The organism is Streptomyces sp. NBC_01244, assembly GCF_035987325.1.
Classification (GTDB): domain Bacteria; phylum Actinomycetota; class Actinomycetes; order Streptomycetales; family Streptomycetaceae; genus Streptomyces.
The window spans coordinates 9,408,722-9,425,301 of the sequence record NZ_CP108488.1 but is presented as its reverse complement, the minus strand read 5'-3'; the positions used below and the strand labels follow the sequence as shown (position 1 = coordinate 9,425,301).

The 16,580-nt window shown below is 70.1% G+C and carries 15 protein-coding genes and 1 pseudogene; 9 read left to right on the top strand and 7 right to left on the bottom strand.

Going from position 1 to position 16,580, the window contains the following annotated elements:
- Positions 1 to 189 precede the first annotated feature (189 nt).
- Positions 190 to 2,076: an ABC transporter permease subunit gene (locus OG247_RS41980; protein ID WP_442813693.1), complete on the top strand. Its 1,887-nt coding sequence runs from the start codon at positions 190 to 192 to the stop codon at positions 2,074 to 2,076.
- Between the two features lie 109 nt (positions 2,077 to 2,185).
- Complete coding sequence (locus tag OG247_RS41975) at positions 2,186 to 3,067, top strand: ABC transporter substrate-binding protein (RefSeq protein ID WP_327257817.1); 882 nt, start codon at positions 2,186 to 2,188, stop codon at positions 3,065 to 3,067.
- A 142-nt stretch (positions 3,068 to 3,209) separates the two neighbouring features.
- Here the strand turns inward: OG247_RS41975 and istB are convergent, their stop codons facing one another.
- Together istB and istA are read right to left on the bottom strand one after the other, a co-directional pair.
- Positions 3,210 to 3,998: an IS21-like element helper ATPase IstB gene (istB, locus tag OG247_RS41970; protein WP_327251085.1), complete on the bottom strand. Its 789-nt coding sequence runs from the start codon at positions 3,996 to 3,998 to the stop codon at positions 3,210 to 3,212.
- Entirely contained in the window at positions 3,998 to 5,503 is a 1,506-nt protein-coding gene (gene istA / locus OG247_RS41965) for an IS21 family transposase (protein ID WP_327251084.1), read from the bottom strand. The genes istB and istA overlap by 1 nt, the downstream gene beginning before the upstream one ends.
- A gap of 337 nt (positions 5,504 to 5,840) precedes the next feature.
- On the opposite strand from istA, the gene OG247_RS41960 reads away from it, so the two are divergent.
- Positions 5,841 to 6,050 (top strand): hypothetical protein, encoded by a 210-nt coding sequence (locus OG247_RS41960; protein ID WP_327257218.1) that lies wholly within the window; start codon positions 5,841 to 5,843, stop codon positions 6,048 to 6,050.
- Between the two features lie 178 nt (positions 6,051 to 6,228).
- On the opposite strand, the gene OG247_RS41955 is transcribed toward OG247_RS41960, so the two are convergent.
- Both OG247_RS41955 and OG247_RS41950 read right to left on the bottom strand, forming a co-directional pair.
- A complete protein-coding gene (locus OG247_RS41955; RefSeq protein WP_327257217.1) occupies positions 6,229 to 6,678 on the bottom strand; it encodes a peptidoglycan-binding domain-containing protein in 450 nt (149 codons plus the stop codon).
- Positions 6,679 to 6,933: 255 nt separating this feature from the next.
- Positions 6,934 to 8,130 (bottom strand): annotated as a pseudogene (locus tag OG247_RS41950) (RNA-guided endonuclease InsQ/TnpB family protein).
- A gap of 82 nt (positions 8,131 to 8,212) precedes the next feature.
- Between OG247_RS41950 and tnpA the strand changes: the two are divergent.
- The 5 genes from tnpA to OG247_RS41925 all read left to right on the top strand — a co-directional run bounded on the left by tnpA (position 8,213) and on the right by OG247_RS41925 (position 13,013).
- On the top strand, positions 8,213 to 8,641 hold the full coding sequence (tnpA, locus tag OG247_RS41945) for an IS200/IS605 family transposase (protein WP_327257216.1): 429 nt from the start codon (positions 8,213 to 8,215) through the stop codon (positions 8,639 to 8,641).
- 97 nt (positions 8,642 to 8,738) lie between these two features.
- The gene (locus OG247_RS41940) at positions 8,739 to 9,731 is read left to right on the top strand and encodes a helix-turn-helix domain-containing protein (RefSeq protein ID WP_327257215.1); all 993 of its coding nucleotides are present in this window, start codon (positions 8,739 to 8,741) and stop codon (positions 9,729 to 9,731) included.
- 623 nt (positions 9,732 to 10,354) lie between these two features.
- Positions 10,355 to 11,368 (top strand): SPFH domain-containing protein, encoded by a 1,014-nt coding sequence (locus OG247_RS41935; RefSeq protein WP_327257214.1) that lies wholly within the window; start codon positions 10,355 to 10,357, stop codon positions 11,366 to 11,368.
- On the top strand, positions 11,365 to 12,264 hold the full coding sequence (locus OG247_RS41930; RefSeq protein WP_327257213.1) for a hypothetical protein: 900 nt from the start codon (positions 11,365 to 11,367) through the stop codon (positions 12,262 to 12,264). Before OG247_RS41935 ends, OG247_RS41930 begins: the two co-directional genes overlap by 4 nt.
- Positions 12,265 to 12,335: 71 nt before the next feature.
- A complete protein-coding gene (locus OG247_RS41925; protein ID WP_327257212.1) occupies positions 12,336 to 13,013 on the top strand; it encodes a hypothetical protein in 678 nt (225 codons plus the stop codon).
- 259 nt (positions 13,014 to 13,272) lie between these two features.
- Here OG247_RS41925 and OG247_RS41920 read toward each other — a convergent pair whose 3' ends face one another.
- From OG247_RS41920 to OG247_RS41910, 3 genes are all read right to left on the bottom strand, one after another.
- Complete coding sequence (locus OG247_RS41920; RefSeq protein WP_327257211.1) at positions 13,273 to 13,800, bottom strand: DUF3515 family protein; 528 nt, start codon at positions 13,798 to 13,800, stop codon at positions 13,273 to 13,275.
- Positions 13,801 to 14,431: 631 nt separating this feature from the next.
- Complete coding sequence (locus OG247_RS41915; RefSeq protein WP_327257210.1) at positions 14,432 to 14,695, bottom strand: hypothetical protein; 264 nt, start codon at positions 14,693 to 14,695, stop codon at positions 14,432 to 14,434.
- 90 nt (positions 14,696 to 14,785) lie between these two features.
- Positions 14,786 to 15,862, bottom strand: coding sequence for a hypothetical protein (locus OG247_RS41910; RefSeq protein ID WP_327257209.1), 1,077 nt, complete (start codon positions 15,860 to 15,862; stop codon positions 14,786 to 14,788).
- A 102-nt stretch (positions 15,863 to 15,964) separates the two neighbouring features.
- On the opposite strand from OG247_RS41910, the gene OG247_RS41905 reads away from it, so the two are divergent.
- Positions 15,965 to 16,549: a hypothetical protein gene (locus tag OG247_RS41905; protein WP_327257208.1), complete on the top strand. Its 585-nt coding sequence runs from the start codon at positions 15,965 to 15,967 to the stop codon at positions 16,547 to 16,549.
- Positions 16,550 to 16,580: the final 31 nt, after the last annotated feature.

Here is a 16,580-nt window from a genome sequence, read left to right as displayed (position 1 = left end):
GAGGTGGTGCGCATGACCGCGACCCCGACCCACACCCCGCCCGACACCCGCACCGCCGCCCCTTCGGAAGCCCCGCAGTCCTCCGAACGGCCCGCCGGCCCGCGTCCCTCCGCCGCCGAGTCCGCTCCGCAGGACCACCCCCACGGACCCCTGGCCGCCCTCGCCGCGCGCCGCGGGGTCCTCCTCCCGATGGGCCTCGCCGTCGCCCTGCTGATCCCGCTCGCCGTGGCCTTCCCGGGCGCCGGCAGCTGGCCCGCGGCCCTGGCGGTCGACCTGTCCGGCCCGCTCGGCCGCACCGGTGACTGGATCATCGACCACCGCGACAGCCACCCGCTGTTCCTCTATTTCTTCGGCCACGTCAGCAACGCCGTCGTGGTGTCCGTCCGCGCCGTGTACGTGCTCCTGCTCGCCGCCGGCTGGACCGGGGTCACCTCCCTGGCCGCCCTGGTCGCTTGGCGCCTCGCCGGCATCCGGCTCGCCCTGACCTGCGCCGGCGCTTTCGCCGCCTGCGGACTGCTCGGCATGTGGGTGCCGACCATGCAGACCCTCGCGCTGATGGTCGTCGCCGTCGCCGCCTCCGTCGTACTCGGCGCCCTGCTGGGCCTCGCCGCGGGGCTCTCCCCGCGCGCCGACCGCGTCCTGCGCCCCGTACTCGACACCATGCAGATCCTGCCCGCCTTCGCGTACCTGCTGCCGATGGTGCTGGTCTTCGGCATCGGCGTGCCCGCCGCCGTCCTCGCCACCGTGGTCTACGCCGCCCCGCCCATGGCCCGGCTCACCGCCCTCGGCCTGCGCGACGCCGACCCGGGCGTCCTGGAAGCCGCGGCCTCGCTCGGCGCCACCGGGCGCCAACGCCTGCTGACCGCCCGGCTCCCGCTCGCGCGCCTGCAGCTCCTGCTCGGCGTCAACCAGGCCATCATGACGGGCCTGTCCATGGCCGTCATCGCCTCCGTGATCGGCGCGGGCGGCCTCGGCGACCGCGTCTACCAGGCCCTCGCCTCCGTGGACGTCGGCGCCGCCCTGGCCGCCGGCATCCCGATCGTGCTGCTCGCCGTGGTGCTGGACCGCACCGCCGACGCCGCGGGCCGCCGGATCGGCGCCGCTCCCGTGCGCGCCCACGAACAGCACCTGGTCCGCCGGGTGTTCTCCGGCTGGTACGGCCGCCTGCTCACCCTCCTCGCGGCGGTTGCCGCCGCCGTCGCCGGCCGCATCGCCGGCAGCTCCCTGTGGCCTGAGTCCTGGACCGTGTCCCTGGCCGATCCGGTGAACTCGGCCGTTGCCTGGATGACCGACCACCTCTACTCCGGCGTACCCGTGGTCGGCGGCACCGCCGACTGGGCCGCGCGCTTCACAGGCTGGATCCTCGACCCCCTGCGCAGCGGGCTCCAGGCCGCTCCCTGGTGGCTGCTCCTGCTGGCGGCCTGCGCGCTCGCCCTGCTCGCGGGCACGTGGCGCACCGCGCTCACGGCGGTACTCGCCCTGGGCGCCGTCGGCGTGCTCGGCGTGTGGGAAGCCTCCCTGGACACGCTCGCCCAGGTCCTGGCCGCCGTGGCGGTCACGCTCGTACTGGGCTTCGCGATCGCCGTGGGAGCCGCCCGCAGCGCCCGCGCCGAACGACTGCTGCGGCCCGTCCTCGACGTGTGCCAGACCCTGCCGCAGTTCGTCTACCTCATCCCCGTGGTCGCGCTGTTCGGCGTCGGTCGCGCACCGGCCGCCGCGGCCGCCGTGGTCTACGCGCTCCCGGCCGTCGTTCGGATCACCGTCCAGGGCCTGCGCGAGGTGGACGCGACCGTCGTGGAATCCGCCCACTCGCTCGGAGCCACCCGCTCACAGCTACTGCGGCAGGTCCAACTGCCCCTGGCCCGGCCCGCGTTGCTTCTGGCCGTCAATCAGGCCGTGGTACTGGTCCTCGCCGTCGTCATCATCGGCGGCCTGGTCGGCGGCGGCGCGCTCGGCTACGACGTCGTCCTCGGCCTCGCGCAGGGCGACCTGGCCACCGGCCTGGTGGCCGGCGCCGCGATCGTCTGCCTCGGCCTGCTCCTCGACCGCCTCACCCAGCCCGTCAAGGAGGCCTGACATGCGCGACGCACACCACCGGGGCCTCGGCCTCGACCGCCGGCGCGCCGCGGCCGTACTCGCCGCCGCGACCGGACTCGCCGTCCTCACCGGCTGCGGGGCCGCCGACATGACCCGCCAGTCCTCCCCGTACGCCGCCGCACAGGGAACGAAGACCGTCACCCTCTCCGTCCAGTCGTGGGTCGGCGCCCAGGCGAACACCGCCGTCGCCTCCTACCTCCTCGAACACGAGCTGGGCTACCGGGTGGACACCGTCCAGGTCGACGAGGTCCCCGCCTGGGACGCCCTCAGCCAGGGCCGCGTCGACGCGATCCTGGAGGACTGGGGCCATCCCGAGCAGGAGAAGCGGTACGTCGAGGGCAAGAAGACCATCACCCCCGGCGGGGATCTGGGAGTGACGGGCCACATCGGCTGGTTCGTCCCCACTTATTTCGCCGAGGCCCATCCCGACGTCACCGACTGGAAGAACCTCGACAAGTACGCCGACCAGCTGCGCACCCCCGAGAGCCGCGGGAAAGGCCAGCTGATGGACGGCTCCCCGTCCTACATCACGAACGACAAGGCACTGGTGAAGAACCTGGGCCTGGACTTCGAAGTGGTCTTCGCCGGCTCCGAGGCGGCCCAGATCACCCAGATCAAGCAGTTCGCCAAGGAGCACAAGCCCTTCCTGACGTACTGGTACGAGCCGCAGTGGCTCTTCGAGCGTGTCCCGATGACCGAGGTGAAGCTCCCCGAGTACACCGAGGGCTGCGCGGACGATCCGCAGAAGGTGGCCTGCGCCTACCCGAACACACCGCTGCAGAAGTACCTGAACACGCGCTTCGCGGAGTCGGGCGGAAAGGCGGCCGACTTCCTGAAGCAGTTCCATTGGACCAAGGCGCAGCAGAACGAGGTGTCCCTGATGATCGCCGAGGAGAAGCTGTCACCGCAGCAGGCGGCGAAGAAGTGGGTGGAGCGCAACGAGAACGTGTGGAGGCCCTGGGTGGAGTGACCGACCCGCGCCGACCGGCCGGTGGTGAGGATTGTCAATGGCCTTTGAGTGCTCCCCGCTGGCGGCCAGATAGTCAACGCGCTGGCGGCCGATAAGCCCTCCCCAACGGCGGCCAGATATCTCCCCGCTGTTGGTGGGTGGGTCAGCGCAAGGGGATCACCCCCTGGCCAGAGGTTGCTTGGTTGAGGCGGAAGGAATCACCCTGGGTGACCACGACGTGGGCGTGGTGCAGGAGCCGGTCGACGGTCGCGGTGGCGAGGGTCTTGGTCATGATCTCGTCGAAGCCGGACGGGTGGAGGTTGCTCGAGACGGCCAGTGCTCGTCGTTCGTAGGCGGCGTCGACCAGGCGGTAGAAACCCTCGGCGGCGTCTGGGCTGACGGGTAGCAGGCCGATGTCGTCGACGATGATCAGGTCAGTGCGGATGAGTCGGGCCATGGCTCTGGCCAGGGAATCGTCCGCGCGGTGGCGTCGGACGAGGGCTCCGAGGTCTTCGATGGTGAACCAGGCGACTGTCATGCCGGCCTCGATCGCGGCCTGGCCGAGGGCCTCGGTGAAGTGCGACTTTCCGGTGCCCGAGGGCCCGCAGATGCAGAGGTTCTCCTTGCGGGTCACCCACTCGAGCATCTTCAGCGAGTCCTGGGTCGGCCGCGGGATCGAGGACGCGGTCTCGTCCCAGTCGCCGAAGGTCTTCCCCGCCGGGAACCCGGCCCGTTTCCGCCGGGTCCTCAGGTTGGCGGCGTCCCGGCCTGCGGCTTCTTCGGCCAGCAGGACGCGGACGACCTCGGCGGGGTCCCAGCGTTGGGCCTTGGCGGTGGGGATCAGGTCGGTCAACGCCCGCCGCATGTGCGGGAGTTTGAGGCGTTTGGTGAGTTCGATGGCCTCGGCCAGCGGGTTGCCGTGGGTGCCGGTCACGCGGATCGGGGTGGCCATCAGAGGTCGTCTCCTTCGTCGGCGATGCCGAACTTGGACCAGGCGGAAGTACCCGGCTGCAGGCTGTGCTCCTCCGAGGCCCTCGTGGGCTCGATGGTCTCCAGGCCGGCTTGGTAGGTGAGGATGCGGATCAGGTCGTTCTCCGCGAACCGCCCGGCGACCGCCGCTGACCCGAGCGCCCGGTCGACCTCGGCGGCCGAGTGCAGTTTGGCCAGGGCGACGGCTTCGGCCATCTTCGGCTTGACCCGCCTGGCGCCAGCGGCACCGGCCTCGACCAGCCACGATGCGGCCCCGGGACCGATCGCGAGGAAGGCCGCTTCCTCAGCGGAATTCGCCCGCGGAGTGCGGTCGGCCTCCTTGTTTTCCCGCGGCGGGTAGTGTTCCGCGACGATCACGGGGTTGCCCGGGGTGGACCGCGGATGCCGGGCGACCTCGGCCGGGCCGGCCTCGCCGACGGCGGTGACGATCAGCTCGTCGCCGTGGAAACGGGCCCAGACCCGCGTGTCGATCAACTCGTGCGGGACCGAGTAACGGACCCCTTCGACGGAGATCGTGGCATCCCAGCAGACCCGGCGGGTGGTGCCGAACGCGACGGTGAACGGCTCCTTCGGCAGTGGATGCAGCCGGGCCTGTTCCTCAGCGAGCATGTCGGCCGGCTTGCGACGGGTCTCGCGGTGGACCCGGTTGTTGACCTCGTCACTGAAGAGCCGGCAGGCCGCCTCGAGCTGGCCGAAGGTCTGGTACTGCTCGAGGAGATTGGCGTCGGTGGGCACCAGGTCGGCCTTCGCGATCCGGACCGTGGCCTCTGATCCGCCCTTCGACTCAGGATCGGCCGGCAGACAGGTGCGGATCGTCATGCCGTAGTGCCGCCCAACCTCGACGATCTCCGGGTTGCGGACCGCGATGTTCGCGACGTGCGTCGTGGTGACCGTCTTCTCGTTGTCGGTCAGCGCATACGTCGGGACCCCGCCGATCCGCCGCAGCGTCGTATCCATGCAGGCCACGATCGTCGGCAGCGTCTTGTCGAACACCGGGATCACGACGCGGAAGCGGGACCAGGCCACCCACGCGCACCACAGCGAAGTACGACGTCCGCCGATTCTGGGGCCCTCGCCCCAGTCCCATTGCATCCACAGTCCAGGCTCGGCGATCCAGGGCCGGTAGACCCGGCGCTGCCCGGCCCGCAAAGCGGCTTTGACCTCGGAGACCGCGCGGCGAGTGGTGCGTTCCCCGCCGGTGAAGCCCATCGCGGCGATCCGACGGTGGACGATGTCCGCGCGTATCTTGCCGCGGGACTGCACCACCAGTTCCTCGATTTTCGCCAGGTACTCGTCGATCGGCCGGGCCCGGTGTTGCCGGGCCACCGGGCCTTCACCTGCCTCACGCATCCGTACATACCGGGCCACCGTGTGGTGGTCGCACCCGGCCAGCTCGGCCGCAGCGCGGTAACTCCCCGTGAGGTCGTATGCCTCAAGGATTTCCATGATCTCCCTGCTGTTCTTCACACCAGCCAGCCTCGCCGACCGGTTATCCGTCCAGGTCCGGGGAGGTATCTGGCCATACGTGGGGAAGATCGTGGCCATGAGTGGGCCGATAAATGGCCGCCTACGGGGAGTATCTACTGGCCGCTATCAGAGGATCCGCGGAGCCGCCTGGCGAGGCTGTGAACAGGCACGCCCATGGCAGCTCGGGTTGCAGCCGGGTAAGCGGCCGGTGTGGAAGGGGGATTCGGGGCCGCTCACTCGGCCGGGTGGCGGGTTTCACCGCATCCGTGACAAGTGCGGGGTCGTCGACCTCAGGAAGGGGATCCCGACGGGACCGCAGGCGTGGCGGGGACGTGGGATGGACGGCGAGACGTGGGCGTCGGACGAGTTCGGGGCGTCGCATCAGGGCCGGGTGGGTGTCCTCCTGAGCGGCGGGAGTACACCGAAGCCGGTGTACTCCGACGGTGTCTCCGGCCCGGGGTGCGAGGTCGCGCACTGGAGTGTCCACGACGGCGGCACCTGGCCGCAGCGCCCGCTTGCGGCCGTGCTGCGGGTCGAGTGCGTGTGAGGCTGGGCCGGTGAATCCCACCACCCATCCGGGTGGCCTCGTGTGAGGGTCTCGCCTCACAGCGGACGCGGCGCCCTCCCGTGCGGGTGGAATCAGCTGACGTACTGCACTCGAGCGGGTGGCATGCGTCTTCGGCCGGGCAGTGGACCGCCCGGCCGAAGACAGTGCGGCTGCCGGTTCAGCAACCGGTGCTGTTGAAGCTCCAGAAAGCCGCCCTGGTGGCCGGACCGGCCTCACCGTCGACCGCGAGGCCGTAGCCGAAGTTGTTCAGGTAGCGCTGCAGCGCCTTGATGGTCCGCGAGCCGACGTTGCCGTCGGCGGTTCCGGCGTCGTGGCCCCTGGAGTTGAGGAAGCGCTGCGCCGCCTTCCAGCTGCCGGTGCCGAGCTCGCCGTCGATGGCGCCGGGGCTGAAGCCGCGGTCGCGCAGCCAGCACTGCCAGTTCTTCGCCCGGGCCGTGTTGAGGCCGAGGTTGTTCACCGCCAGGACGGAGACGTCCTGTGCGGTCGCCGTACGCTCAGCGGCGGGGCGTGCGGCGGCGAAGCCGGCACTCGCACCCGCCAGGCTTCCGCCGGCCAGGCCGATCACTGCCGCTGAGCTGACGAGAGCCCTCGCTAGAGCACGGTTCATCGTTCCCTCTTTCCCGATCGGTGGGCAGGGTCCGACGCGACGCCTCAGATGCCGGTCGCGTCGGACCAAGAGTTGCGGGCAACGGGCGGCCCGGCTTGTACGAATGCGACCTGCCACCCCAGATGTGCATTCCCGGCCAAATTCCAGGCCACGGACGGGAGAAGGCGATTTCTGTGGTCTAGGGTCGCTGCCGTTGTCCGCGGCGACCGACGGGGGAACGTTTACTCCTCCCGCCATAAATGACAAGGCTCCCTGCTACGCCGGGTTGGCGTAGCAGCGGACCAGCCCGGCCCGGTTCAAAACGTTGATCGCCCCGACCGTGTCCGCGTGCGCGGTGTGGCCGCAGGAGATGCAGTGGAACTTGTCCTGGGTGGTGCGGTTCTTCGCCGAGACGTGCCCGCAGGCGGGGCATGTGCGGGAGGTGTTGCGGGGGTCCACGGCGACAATCCTCCGGCCGGCGCTTTCAGCCTTGCTGGTCAGGATCGCGAGGAACACCCCCCAGCCCGCATCGTGGATCGACCTGTTCAGCCCGGCCTTGGCGGCGGCGCCGTTGGGCAGGAAGCCGCCCGGGATTTCGGGGTCGGGCTTCGGCTTCGGTGCCCGCCCCAATGTTGCGGATCGAGAGCTTCTCGTGGGCTATCGCGTCGTGGACGGCGACGAGCTGGAGTGCAGCCTTGTGCGCGTGGTCGAGACGCTGGCGCCGCACCGCACCTTGCCGTGCAGGACAGCGACCTTCGCCACGGCGGCGTGATGCTCCTTCGTCCGCTTGTCCCGACGGACGCGGGGAAAGGCGGCCACCGTCCGCTGGGCCTTGGCCAGAGCCTCCTCGTTGCGGGCGCCGTGGCGGGGGTACGGGACGAACTCACCGTTGGAGTCGGCGAGGAAGTTGGCGATCCCGACGTCTATGCCGACGACGCTGCCCGTCTTCGGGAGGAGTTCCTGCCTGTGCTGCTCAGCCGTGAGCACCACGTACCAGCGCTTGCCTTCTCGCTTGACCGAGACGGTCTTGATCTTGCCGATGACCTCGCGGTGGGCGTGGACCTTGACGTGGCCAATGCCCTGGAAGCGGACTCGGGTCGCATGACCGGGGAGGGAATTCCAGCGGCAGCCGTCGCCGTCCTTGGGGAAGTCCACGGTGTCGAACCAGTTCACCCCACGAAAGCGCGGGTAACCCGCGGTGTCGCCGGACTTGATCCGGCGGAAGAACGCGGCGAACGCCTTGTCGAGTCGACGAAGCGTGGCCTGCTGCGAGCTGAACGACCAGCGGCCCTCACGTTCCGGATCGAACGCCCGGATGTCCTTGAGCTGCGCGGACTGCGTGCCGTACTTGACCGAGGTCTTGGGGACATGCCGGTAGGCGTCGCGCCGTTCCTGCAGGGCCCCGTTGTAAAGGCCTCGGTGGTCACGGACCATCTCGCTCAGTGCGGCCTGCTGTCGAGAGGTGGAGCGCATGAGGAACTTGTACGCGCGGATCTGCGTGGTCGTGCGACCCACCCCCTCAGGTCGGTTTTCGTGATCGTACGACACTCGGTGCATGTCACCACGCTGGGTACCAGACCCCGGCATCCGCAGGGGAAACCACGTCATCCGCAACCTCCACGTTCACTTGGTCTTCGTCACCAAGTATCGGCGGGGCATCTTCGACGACGCCATGTTGAAGCGCTGCGAGGAGATCATGCGGGACGTCTGCGTGAGCTTCGAGGCGGAGCTGAAGGAGTTCAACGGCGAAGGCGACCACGTCCACCTCCTGGTCCACTATCCGCCCAAGGTCTCGATCTCGAAGCTGGTCAACAGCTTGAAAGGCGTCAGTTCCCGGTACCTGCGGGCCGAGTACACGGGCCCCATCAACTTGATTGAGATGGGCTCCGTTTTCTGGGCGCCGTCCTACTTCGCCGGCTCCTGCGGCGGGGCGCCACTGGCGATCGTGAAGGAATACATCGAGAACCAGAAGCGACCGACCTGACCGTCACCCCCGGGGCAGAGCTACGGCGCTTCGCGCCTCCGGGCCAAGGATCCATTCCCTCCCGGCCTAAAGTCCGGGATTCCCTGGAAGAGGAAAGATGGATGACTTACGCGCGCGTCCGGCCGCACCCGATCTGTGCGACCGAGTCCTCGGCTACCGCCCGTTCCGCTTCGATGAACGGGCGCAGGCGGGGCCGCCCCGCGAGGCGGGGGCAGTGGCGCGGAACCGGCATCTCATCGTTCCCGACGGCGTCGTGAAGGTGACGCTGGGCACCGGCGCTCCTGTGTCCGTACGAGACGCTTGCGCCCCGGGCCGTTCCCTGACCGGGCTCTCGCTGGCGGCAGGGGTGCGGACCACGTCCGTGATCGGTGAACGCACCGGCCCCGCCGAAGGCGTGAGCGTCCTGCTCACCCCGCTCGGCGCCTACCGGCTGTTCGGTGTGCCCATGTCCGAGTGGTCCGATTGGCCGGTGGCGCCCGAGGACCTGAACCGCGAGCCCTGGACCGGCCTGCCGGACCGCCTCGCCGAGGTTCCGGATGTGGACGGGCGCTGCGCCCTCCTGGACCGCGTTCTGCGTGATGCACTCGCCTCCGGCCCGGCCGCCAGCCCGGAGGTGGCCTGGGCCTGGCAGCGTATAAAGGGCACGGCCGGCCGGATCCGCATCGAGGTGCTCGCAGCCCGGACCGGCTGGAGCAGACGCCACCTGGAGCGCCGCTTCCGCTGCGAGATCGGGGTGAGCCCGAAGGCTGTGGCGCAGGTGATGAGGCTGCAGGAGGCGCTGCGGCTGAAAGGTTCCGGCGCAGACTGGGCCGGTGCCGCGATGCACGCCGGGTACCACGACCAGCCCCACTTCGACCGGGTGTTCAAGTCGATGACGGGTTGCACACCGACCGCGTTCATCGCCCACCGCACTGCGGCATCTGTGCGCGATGTGCTGGACTTCGTGCCGGGGGTGGTGACGAGCGCGATCCTGTCCGTACCGCCGACGGGTGCCGCTCCCGCACCCCTGAGCTCACGGTCTGCCGCATGCGGTCAAGGGGCCTGGCAGCCGCAGCGCGGGCACGCGATCGGCGTCCGGAGCCTGCCGTAGCCGAACGCAGCCCCGAACGCTCCTGTCTCACATGGCAACAGATGCACCCCGAACCCCTCCGACATCTCTGCCGCTGCGCCGGCAGCGGGGTGCCTGAAACGGGTGGAGTCCCGGCCGAGGGTGAACCGGCCGGGGAGCGGTCCGCCGAGGGTGGGGAGCCGGCGCCGATGCGGCCTCGGCGTGGGGCTGCCGCGCGCCGCCTGTTCTGTGGCGCGGCGACGTTGTACGTGCCTGCGGCCCTGGGCGTGGTGAGGGTCGCGGCGGCGCTTGGGCACCGAAGTGGGCGGACGTGGCGAACGGCGTGGCCGAGGCCGCCCGGCTCGTCTGGAGCAGGGGGCCGTCCATGGCTGATGTGCCTAGCGGCCTACAGCGAGGGGGCTTTCTGCATCCCGGTGGCCGTGGGCCGCCGACCAGCGGACGGCGGCGTGCTTCCCTCTGCGAGCAGGGCCGGCGCGGACGCACGGACCATGACGCCGCTCGGGGCAGCCCGTCCGGCAGGCCGAGGGTCCGTTCGAGCGGCTTGCGTTGCTGCCGGGGTAGCGCCACAGCACCCCCTTTTCGTCCCCTTGACGATATGGAAAGATCTCGTTATCGTCGCATTGACGAAATGAAGGGGGTTCGCCATGGCCGACATCACCCGGCGCTTCGGCTGGCGTCATCTGCGCTCCGCGCCCACCACCCACATCCGCCACCACAAGCGCGGCCAACTCGTCCACGACGGGCTGGGGCTCAGTTTCTGGTACCGGTCACTCTCAGCGGCGCTGTCCGAAGTCCCGGTCGACGACCGGGAGCTGGCCATGGCGTTCCACGCCCGTACGTCCGACTTTCAGGACGTCGCCGTGCAGGCCACCGTCACCTACCGGATCAGCGACCCGGCCGAAGCCGCGGCCCGGCTCGACTTCTCCGTCGACCCGGACACCGGGAGCTGGCGCGGAGCCCCCTTGGAGCAGATCGCCACTCTCCTCACCGAAACCGCGCAGCAGCACACCCTGGACGTACTGGCCCGCACTCCGCTGGCCGTCGCTCTGGTGGACGGCGTCGCCTCCGTGCGGGGAAGCGTCACCGCCGGTCTCGCCGCCGAGCCCAGACTCCCGGCCACCGGCATCGACGTGGTGGCCGTACGGGTCGTGGCGATCCGCCCCGAGGCCGAGGTGGAGCGTGCCCTGCGCACCCCGGCCCGCGAGCAGATCCAGCAGGAGGCGGACCGGGCCACCTATGAACGGCGGGCTGTCGCCGTCGAGCGTGAGCGTGCCATCGCCGAGAACGAGCTGGCAAGTCAGATCGAACTGGCCAGGCGCGAAGAGCAGCTGATCGACCAGCGCGGCACCAACGCCCGCCGCGAGGCCGAGGAGAAGGCGGCGGCGGACGGCATCCGGACCGAGACCGAGGCGTCCCGCAAGGTCTGCCTGGCCCGCGCGGACGCCGAGGCGGCGCGCGAGACGGGCGCGGCGCGCGCCGAGGTTCAAGCAGCCTGGCTGCGCGTGCACGACGAAGCAGACCCGGGCACGCTGCACGCCCTGGCGGCGACCCGGCTGGCGGAGAACCTGCCGCGGATCGAGAGCATCACCCTCTCTCCGGACGTCCTCACCGGGCTCCTCGCCAGGCTCGGACGCCCGGAAGGCGGCGCGGGCGCGTGAGCCTGGCCCCAAGGGCGGTGCTCGTGCACCGCAGAACCGAGTACGAGGAACTGCTCGCCCGGCACGGGACGCACGGGCAGGCCGCGTTCTTCCTTTCCAGCCGGGGCCGGTCGATCGACGAGGTGGTCCGCCGCCACGAACGCACGCGGCAGGCGCTGCGGGAGGTGGCGGCGGCGGTGCCTCTCACCTGGCGCAGCTCCCGGGTGGAGCGGGCGGACCTGGACCGCTTCCTGTTCGCCCCGGAGGACGTGGTGGTCGTGGTCGGCCAGGACGGCCTGGTCGCCAATACCGCGAAGTATCTGCGCGGACAGCCGGTAGTGGGCATCGACACCGACCCGGGGCGAAACCCGGGAGTCCTGGTCCGTCACCGCTGCACCGACGCGACTGCGCTGCTGCGTGCGGCAATCGCTGCCGGAGGCCGGGCAGAGGAGCTGACCATGGTCGAGGCCGTCGCCGACGACACCCAGCGCCTTCTCGCGCTGAACGAGATCTACCTTGGCTCGCACGGTCACCAGACGGCCCGCTACCGCCTGGGTTCCGACGGTGACAACGGCCCGGGTGAGGCCCAGGCATCCTCCGGGGTGCTGGTGGGGACAGGCACGGGCGCCACCGGCTGGCTGCGTTCCCTGTGGCTGGAGCGCGGCAGCTCCGCAGGTCTGCCCGCACCCTGCGAGCGGCGGCTCCTGTGGTTCGTGCGGGAGGCCTGGCCCTCCCCCGCGACCGGTACGACGAGGGTTGCCGGGGAGCTGGGGCGGGGTCAGGGGTTGCAGTTGACCGTGGAGTCGGACCGGATCGTGGTATTCGGCGACGGGATGGAGAGCGATGCGCTGGAGCTGACCTGGGGCCAGAGCGTACGGTTGGGCATCGCTGAAACATCGCTGCACCTGGTGACGTGAACGCCTTGCCCTACGACCGGCTGTCGACACCGCAGACCCCACCGCCCGTGCCGTGCGCCACGAGGTGGGAGGTGCTGGAAGACGCCGGCCCGCCGATCCAGCCGGTGCCGGCGACAAACGACCGGGACACCGCCCTGGTCTGGTACGAGGCTCTCCAGAGCAAGGCAGCTCGCTTCCCGACCCGGCATCGCTCCAGGATGCGGACGGCACAAGGCAGCCGCAGCCTGGTACCTATGAGCTGGCCTGCGATTTCAGCCTTCGCGGCGTCCGTCACTGCCCTAGTGGCTCTCCTTGGCGCGCTGACCGCGCTGCACCGCACGCGTCGGCAGCGACAACGCGAGTTTGAAGACGTCTGTGTCAAGCGCTACTGGGAGCTGCTGGACCGCCTGTCGTTGCCGACCCTTCGCGGACTGGCATCCGGCCGACGGATCAGCGACAGCGACCGACACACCGTCCGGCTGTACTTCCGGCTCAGCGAAGACGAGGCCGACCTCCGGGAGCAGGGCTGGGTGTCCAATGCGACCTGGCAGGAGTGGCGGGGATCAATCCGTTCTCAGCTGCACCGGCGGCCATACGAGCGACTGTGGACGGAGGCCCTGGAGGATGCTCGAGACGGCCGTGACTACGAGTTCCGGCATCTGCACAACCTGGGCGGACTGAATGGCGATCGGTATGACCCTTGGCCCCCTTGGTACCGGCGGTGGCTGTGGCGCTCTCACTGGACGCCTCAATACCGAGGCTTCCGTTAGACAACCCTTCCTGCGGCGTGATCGCTCCTCGGACTTCGTTCTGGACCCGAACGGGCATTGCCCCAACTACGCCGTTGATGCCCGGTGCGCCCGGCCAGTCGGTCTCGGCGAGGGACCGGGCCTCGACGCAGGCTTCGGCCCGGGGAGGGCGATCGTCTTCACGACGCACCGGCCGCCGGTGAACTCGCTGATGATTACGCGCGGGGAAAGGAGCGAAGTCTGTGCTGTTTGGATACGTCGGCACACACCGGTGCGTAGGTCAGGTCTCGTTCAGGCCGATGCACTTGGACTGCTGAGGGATGTCCCGCACGGCCTTGTCGATGACAACCAAGGCGTCCCCGGCGGGCAGATCATCCTCGCTGAAGGCCATCTCCACTGAGGGGATACGCCCGTAGGTAGTGAGCACCCGAGGCCCTCCGCTCTTGGCTCGCTCTTCGTCAAGGACCCAATCCGCGCCATTGACGTTCATGCAGGTGTTGATTGTGGGTGCGAGAGGTTCGACGCCGCAGCGCAGCACAATGGTGCCACCACCCCAGCTCGCAGCACCTGCCCCCTTCACCGAGTCGCGCTCCTCCCCCAGCAGCTCATCAGGGAGCTGTGCCAGCACTTGGGTGCAATGCGGACCACCAGCGAAGGGCCCCGGCTCTACGGATCGTGCGCCGGTCAGAGCGAAGGCCCCAACGGCCGCAAGCCCAAGCACCCCGAAACTGGTCAGGAGCGTCCTCGTCCTTCTATCCACTTCACTCTCCACACTGACCGGCCACACTCGGAACGACAACCTGATCATCGATTCCTTGCCAGCCTGCGCTGCCGATGAGCTTGCGCGTACCGAGACCGCCGGTTCCGGTGCCCGGGGTACAGCCAGAGCTTGCCCGTGGGCGCCTCACGGGCGACTACGGCGCGGAAGGCGAGGCTTCTTGAAGAATCTCGAGGTTTCGTCAATGTGGGTGTCGCGAGTCCCGACCTTGACGAACCCCTGATCAGGGGGGCGGTCGGAGGGCTGGCAAGCCACCGGCCAGAACCAACTCGCGACCTATCCAACATGATCTCCGCGACCAGGTCCGGCTGGACGAGGGTGGTGTCGAGGACGTCGCGTGTGCCCCAGGCCGAGGAGAACTTCGCACCGGCCCTTGGATAGCCAGGGCGCCCTGGAGTGAGGTGTTCGGCAAGCTCGCGCTCTCGCGTACGGGCACAGCGACACTCCGCCCGTACGCGAGAGCGCGGACCCATTCCATCATCGGGGTGCCGGGCCCGAGGGTCGGCCTGGTCGTGCTGCCCCAGGGCGCTCTGGGCACCGGTCCTGACCCGCGTACCCAAGTCGGCGCGGACTGATCACGACCCTAGCCTGGCCGGCAATCCCCTGATGCCCGAAGGGCGGAAGGGGACTTCGACCGCCGGCTCCAGGCGACGCCCGGTCGTCATCGCTCTGGCGTCCGCACCGCCTGCAACACGGACCGGGTCAGGCCGTGGTGGTTGATTGTCGCCGTGATCTGCCCGGCATCGAGCTCGCCCTCCGCGTACAGCTGTCGGGCGAGGCCTTCGACGGCCCCGGCAGCCGCCGGGTCGGCCAGTACCGCGACTGCGTCCGTCTTCGCCTGGGAGATGTCGATGAGCCAGCCCTCTGTGCCGCGCTGCTGGATCTGTTGCAGCAGCGCAATCCGGAGTACCCCGCGTTCGTCCACAGAGTCTCCCTGCCGCAGGATCTGCAGACATCGGCACCCGGCACCCGAGGGCCTCATCTCTGCGTGGGAACGGGTGCGCCCGTCGGCCGGCTACCGCTCGGTGTCGGGGTTGGCGACGTCGAAGAGGACCATGGCGAGCTCGTGCGTCACCTTCTCCACAGCCAGGACCTGCTTACGGACCGGTATGGGAAGGTGCGCACGCTCCCACACCGCCACCGACTGCTCTGCTGGTCGAGCCGCCCACAGCCTTTCGAGGTCGACTGCCGACTTCACCAGTGAGTGCACCGCCTTGTGCGCGACGGCGCTGACCGCCTTGCCCAGCGGGTCCGCGGCCTCTCCCTCCGGGCCGAGCATCGCGAACTCGGGGAGCTCGGTGAGGGTGCGGACGGTGGAGGTGATGTGGGGCATCCTCAGCACCCGCTGCACCCACACGGGACCGGGCACCTCGTCGGGCAGATTCGGATAGTCGGGGGTGGCGACCAGCGTACGGTGCAGGATCCCGGCGAACGCCCTGTGCCGGCGGGTGGGCCTCCAGATCCCTTCGCGCAGAACTGTCTCGAGCCGGTCGATCCGGGCGCGGGCGTAGTCCACAGCGCCCGCCCATTCCGGCTCAAGATCCGCGATCCCCGCGGCCCGCACCGCGCGGGCCCGGTCCCCGATCGTGAACAGAGCCGGCTCCGTCCCGTCACCGGTGTCCTCCAGCTCCCCCTCTTCGTATATCTGCGCCATGACGTGGTCGTTGAGAACTTGGCGGGCCCGGCGCCGGCGCTTCGCGTCCCCCACCAGCTCCAGCCAGCCCGCCTCTGTGCGCTCCCGCCCTTCGCCGGTCTCCAGCGGTCCATGGTGCAGGCGTCCGCTGTCCGCGCCGTCGACCCAGCCGACCAAGCCCGGCAGCTCGACGTCGTCGACCAGGACATCCGCCTCACGGGCCGCACGGCACGCCCCGAGGGCCAGCAGCGCGACGACGGGCATCCACTGCGAGGTGAACTGCGCGCCGTCGGGCGCGTCCGGCCGGCCCGGACGCGGGCCACTCGGGCCGGGTTCAGCCCGGTTGTCGTAGCCGGCGTGCCACGCCACCAGCGCCCCGCAGGTCGCCACAGCCTGCCGCCAAGCGCTCATCCCGTACGCGGACCGGTTGCGCTGCTCCCAGTCCTGCCCGTCAGCCACGACCCACCCCTCCCAAGGCCGGCTCGCTGCCGGCCCCCTGGGAGGCTAACCGCCCCGATGCAGGCTCCGGAGCCTGACCGGGGTGACGGACGCGTACGGTCGGTGGCACGCAGTGCGGTCCTGGCCAAGCAGAGGCCGCGAGAGGGGCCGTGCCCCGGTCCGTCGAACGGCCGGTACGCAGTTGCGTTCGCCGCCGACCTGTACGCCGTGGCGTGGCAGCAGCCGGCCGGAGCTCCGCCGAGCGAGACCCGCGAGCAGCGGGCCCAGCTGAAAGACCTCAAGGAGATCCTGGGCTCCCGCCGGTGGCAGGAGGAAGAGCGCCGCCCGGCCCCCGCAGTTCCCCTGAAGTCCGTGACGTCACAGCCCCGGACAGTCGCCGCCGCGCCCCGGGTGCGGCCGGACGTCCCCCGGGCCTCCGAGCGCGTCATCCGGTCTTCGCGCAGGAAGACCTCTCCGTCTACGGCACCCCGGCGTTCCTCCGCCCCATCCAAGGCCCCCGTCCCGGCATCGGCGCCGACACCGATTCCGGCCCCGGACCTGTCGCCGGTCGCGGCGTCGGTCGTGAGGGCCCGCCCGCTGCGCCGGGAAGAGCTGGCGCTCCTGGATTCTGGAAAGTTGTGGGAGATCGCGACCGAGTTGCGGCCGCTGCTGGAGCAGACCGCCCGGGCCGCCTCCACCACAACCTAGCCTCAGATCCACAAGCGTCTGCCGGCCCTTC

Coding starts and splice junctions, on each gene's coding strand:
- OG247_RS41975 (WP_327257817.1), top strand. CDS start 2,186: ATGACCCGCCAGTCCTCCCCGTACGCCGCCGCACAGGGAACGAAGACC.
- OG247_RS41960 (WP_327257218.1), top strand. CDS start 5,841: ATGGACGGCGAGACGTGGGCGTCGGACGAGTTCGGGGCGTCGCATCAG.
- tnpA (WP_327257216.1), top strand. CDS start 8,213: ATGTCACCACGCTGGGTACCAGACCCCGGCATCCGCAGGGGAAACCAC.
- OG247_RS41940 (WP_327257215.1), top strand. CDS start 8,739: ATGGATGACTTACGCGCGCGTCCGGCCGCACCCGATCTGTGCGACCGA.
- istB (WP_327251085.1), bottom strand. CDS start 3,998: ATGGCCACCCCGATCCGCGTGACCGGCACCCACGGCAACCCGCTGGCC.
- OG247_RS41935 (WP_327257214.1), top strand. CDS start 10,355: ATGGCCGACATCACCCGGCGCTTCGGCTGGCGTCATCTGCGCTCCGCG.
- OG247_RS41920 (WP_327257211.1), bottom strand. CDS start 13,800: ATGATCAGGTTGTCGTTCCGAGTGTGGCCGGTCAGTGTGGAGAGTGAA.
- OG247_RS41955 (WP_327257217.1), bottom strand. CDS start 6,678: ATGAACCGTGCTCTAGCGAGGGCTCTCGTCAGCTCAGCGGCAGTGATC.
- OG247_RS41980 (WP_442813693.1), top strand. CDS start 190: ATGGGCCTCGCCGTCGCCCTGCTGATCCCGCTCGCCGTGGCCTTCCCG.